Origin of the sequence: Bradyrhizobium sp. PRIMUS42 (assembly GCF_023006515.1) — a bacterium.
In the GTDB taxonomy this organism is placed as follows: Bacteria; Pseudomonadota; Alphaproteobacteria; order Rhizobiales; family Xanthobacteraceae; genus Bradyrhizobium.
Map to the genome: position 1 here is coordinate 1 of NZ_JALBGZ010000569.1, position 4,076 is coordinate 4,076.

The following is a 4,076-nucleotide window of genomic DNA, read 5'->3' on the forward strand; positions in this document are numbered from 1 at the left end:
CCGGCCGCGGCGCCCGGGCCTATCTCGACATCGAGGCGGTGGTGACGGCGGCGAAGAGCGCCGGCTGCGATGCCGTGCATCCCGGCTATGGCTTCCTCAGCGAGAACGCGGCGTTCGCGAGAGCCTGCGTCGATGCGGGCCTCACTTTCGTCGGCCCGAAACCGGCCGCGCTAGAGCTGTTCGGTGACAAGGTCGCGGCACGGCAACTGGCAAAGCGCTGCGGCGTCCCCATCATCGCCGGCACCAGCGGGCCGTCGAGCCTCGAGGAGATCACGGCGTTCTTCACCTCGCTCGGCAGCAACGCGGCCATTGTCATCAAGGCGATGGCCGGCGGCGGCGGCCGCGGCATGCGCGTGGTGGAGAGCGCGGCCGATCTCGCGGAGGCCCATGCGCGCTGCCAGTCGGAAGCAAAAGCCGCCTTCGGCTTCGACGGCGTCTATGCCGAGCGGCTGATCCGGCAGGCGCGCCATATCGAGGTGCAGATCATCGGCGACAAGCACGGCGCGATCTCGCATCTCTGGGAGCGCGAATGCACCATCCAGCGCCGGCACCAGAAGCTGATCGAGGTCGCGCCGAGCCCCTCGCTGAGCGATCCCTTGCGCGGCCGCATCATCGAGGCGGCGAGGCAGCTTGCGACGGCGGCCTCTTACGACAATCTCGGCACCTTCGAATTCCTGGTCGACGGTACCGCCGAGGACAGTTTTGCCTTCATCGAGGCCAATCCGCGGCTGCAGGTCGAGCACACCGTCACCGAAGAGGTGCTCGGGCTCGATCTCGTCCGCGCCCAGCTCGCGGTTGCTGCGGGCAGCACGCTGGCCTCGCTCGACCTTGCGCAAGGCTCGATCCCGAAGCCGCGCGGCCATGCCATGCAGCTTCGCGTCAACATGGAAACGCTGGACGAGACGGGCGCGACGCATCCGACCGGCGGCGTGCTCGCATTGTTCGAGCCGCCGTCGGGGCCCGGTGTCCGTGTCGATAGTTTCGGCTATGCCGGCTACAAGACCAGCGCCGCCTTCGACTCGCTGCTGGCGAAGGTCATCGTGCATACGCCGGCCGAAGCCTGGCATGACGTCGTCGCCAAGGCCTCGCGCGCCTTGCGTGAGTTCCGGATCGACGGCGTCGTCACCAACATCGCCTTCCTTCAGGCCGTGCTCGCGCATCCCGATTTCAGGACCAACCGCATCGCGACCGATTTCATCGACCGCAACATTGCCAAGCTCGTCGACGCGGCCGACGGCGCGGCCAAGCCGCTCTACTTCGCCGCGACCGAGCGAAGCGGTGGCCACAGCGCGGAGGCGCAAATTGCGCAAATCGTGCCGGAAGGCGCGGTGATGGTCGCGGCGCCCTTGCAGGGAACCATCGTCACCATCCAGGTGAAGGAAGGTGAAGTCGTGCGCCCCGGCCAGCAGCTCGCCGTGATCGAGTCCATGAAGATGGAGCATCTCGTCATGGCCGAGCAGGGCGGCCGGGTCATGAAGCTCGCCGCCGGCGACGGTGCCACGCTGCTGCATGGCGAGGCCATCATGTATCTCGAGCCGCTCGACGTTGCGGCCGACAGCACGGCCGCGGAAGCCGATATCGATCTCGATCACATCCGTCCCGATCTCGCCGAGCTGATCGCGCGTCAGGCCAATACGCTGGATGCGAACCGCCCGTCCTCGGTCGAGCGACGCCGCAACACCAACCAGCGCACCGCGCGCGAGAACGTTGCCCAGCTCGTCGACGAAGGCTCGTTCATGGAATATGGCGGCCTCGCCATCGCGGCGCAGCGGCGTCGCCGCAAGCTCGATGATCTCATCAAGAACACACCGGCCGACGGCCTCGTTATGGGCGTTGCCACCGTCAATGCGGAGAATTTCGGCCCGGAGGGCGCGCGCTGCATCGTCGTGGCCTACGACTACACCGTGCTCGCGGGCACGCAGGGCCACATGAACCACAAGAAGATCGACCGCATGCTGACATTGGCGGAAGATTGGCGCGTGCCGCTGGTGTTCTACGCCGAGGGCGGCGGTGGCCGGCCCGGCGACACCGACCGGCTCGGCATGACCGGGCTAGACGGCCCGTCCTTCGTGCAGTTCGCAAGGCTCTCCGGCCTTGTGCCTGTGATCGGCGTCGTCTCCGGCTATTGCTTTGCCGGCAATGCCGCGATGCTCGGCTGCTGCGACGTGATCATCGCGACCAAGAACGCCTCGATCGGCATGGGCGGCCCCGCCATGATCGAGGGCGGCGGCCTTGGCGTGTACCACCCGGCCGAGGTCGGCCCGGTCTCGTTCCAGTCACCGAATGGCGTTATCGACATCCTTGTCGAGGACGAGGAGGAGGCGACGCGCGTCGCGCAAAAGTACCTGTCCTATTTCCAGGGTGCGGTGACGGAGTGGCAAGCCGCGGACCAGCGCCTGCTCCGCCGCGCCATCCCCGAGAACCGCCTGCGTGTCTACGACATCCGCAGCGTGATCGATCTCGTCGCCGATAAGGATTCCGTGCTGGAGCTGCGCCGCGACTACGGCGTCGGTATGATCACCGCGCTGATCCGCATCGAGGGCAAGCCGTTCGGCCTGATCGCCAACAACCCGCGCCATCTCGGCGGCGCCATCGATGCCGATGCCGGCGACAAGGCCGCGCGCTTCCTCCAGCTTTGCGATGCCTTCGATCTGCCGGTCGTCTCGCTCTGCGATACGCCCGGTTTCATGGTCGGCCCGGAGGCCGAGAAGACCGCGATCGTGCGCCACGTCTCGCGCATGTTCGTAACGGGCGCGAGCCTCACCGTGCCGCTGTTTGGCATCGTGCTGCGCAAGGGCTATGGGCTCGGCGCGCAGTCGATGATCGGCGGCGGCTTCCATGCCTCGTTCTTCACCGCGGCCTGGCCGACCGGCGAGTTCGGCGGCATGGGCCTGGAAGGCTATGTCCGCCTCGGCTTCCGCAAGGAGATGGAGGCGATCGCGGACCCCGAGGAGCGCGAGACCTATTACCGCAACAAGGTCGCCGAGCTCTATGCCAACGGCAAGGCCGTCTCGATCGCCTCGGTGTTCGAGATCGACAACGTCATCGACCCCGCCGAGACGCGGCGCTGGATCATGGCGGGCTTGCGGTCCGTGCCGAAGCCGCCCGCCAGGGCGGGGAAGAAGCGGCCGTGCATCGATACCTGGTGAGGGCAGTGCAGCAATAGATGAGGCTGTCATTCCGGGGCGCGCGCAGCGCGAACCCGGAATCTCGAGATTCCGGGTTCGATGCTTCGCATCGCCCCGGAATGACGAGAAGAGACGGCGTACTGCGCCATCCGCTCCCGGTTCCCGATTGACATCCCCGCCCGTGCTGCCAGACTTTGCACAATAATACAGGGTGGAGACGTCCGCGATGGCCAGCCTGTCGGCCTCGAACCATGTCGCCCGGGTCTTGTCCGTCGCCAATCATGTGGCCGACATCGATGCGTCCTCGCGCATTGCCAATTCCTGGCGGCGCTCCCTGATCAGCCACAAGCTCGATCCCGCCCGCCTGGGCCCGCCACAGACGCTGACCGCAGCCGAGGTCCGGCACGTTGCCCAGCCCATGGAGGAGACGATCCGGCTCGCGACGTCCGAGCTCGAGGATCTCGCCCGCGTGCTGCGGGAGGCCGGCTATTGCGTCAATCTCGCTGATGCCAACGCGACCATGCTGTTCAGCCGCCTGCCGGGCGAGGCCGACACCGAGATCTTCCTGCGCTGGAAGGTCTATACCGGCTCGAATTTTTCGGAGGCCCATGAAGGCACCAACGGGCTCGGCACCTGCCTTGCGGAGCAGAAGCCGATCCTGGTTCATCGCGACGAGCATTTTCGCGAGCAATGGGGCATCTTCTCCTGTGCGGTGACGCCGCTGTTCGACCAGGCCGGCCGCATCGCAGGCGCCGTCAACATCACGTCCTGTCGTGATGACCTCAGCCGCGCCGCGCACCAGCTTGCGCTCGCGGTCACGATGCAGGCGACGCGCCGCATCGAAGGCGCGATCTTCCGCGACCATTTCCGTAATGCCTGGATCGCGACCGTGCCCGGGGACGGCGGCAGCGGCCTGCTCGCCTATGACGACGATCGCCGCGTCGTCGG

The 4,076-nt window shown here is 66.9% G+C and carries 2 protein-coding genes; both read left to right on the forward strand.

The genetic code is table 11. From position 1 onward, the window contains the following. The coding region (locus MOV75_RS29430; protein ID WP_247007076.1) for a carboxyl transferase domain-containing protein at positions 1 to 3,149 on the forward strand (3,149 nt) is incomplete at its 5' end. A 205-nt stretch (positions 3,150 to 3,354) separates the two neighbouring features. Then, on the forward strand, positions 3,355 to 4,076 hold a 722-nt coding region (locus MOV75_RS29435; RefSeq protein WP_247007077.1), incomplete at its 3' end, for a GAF domain-containing protein.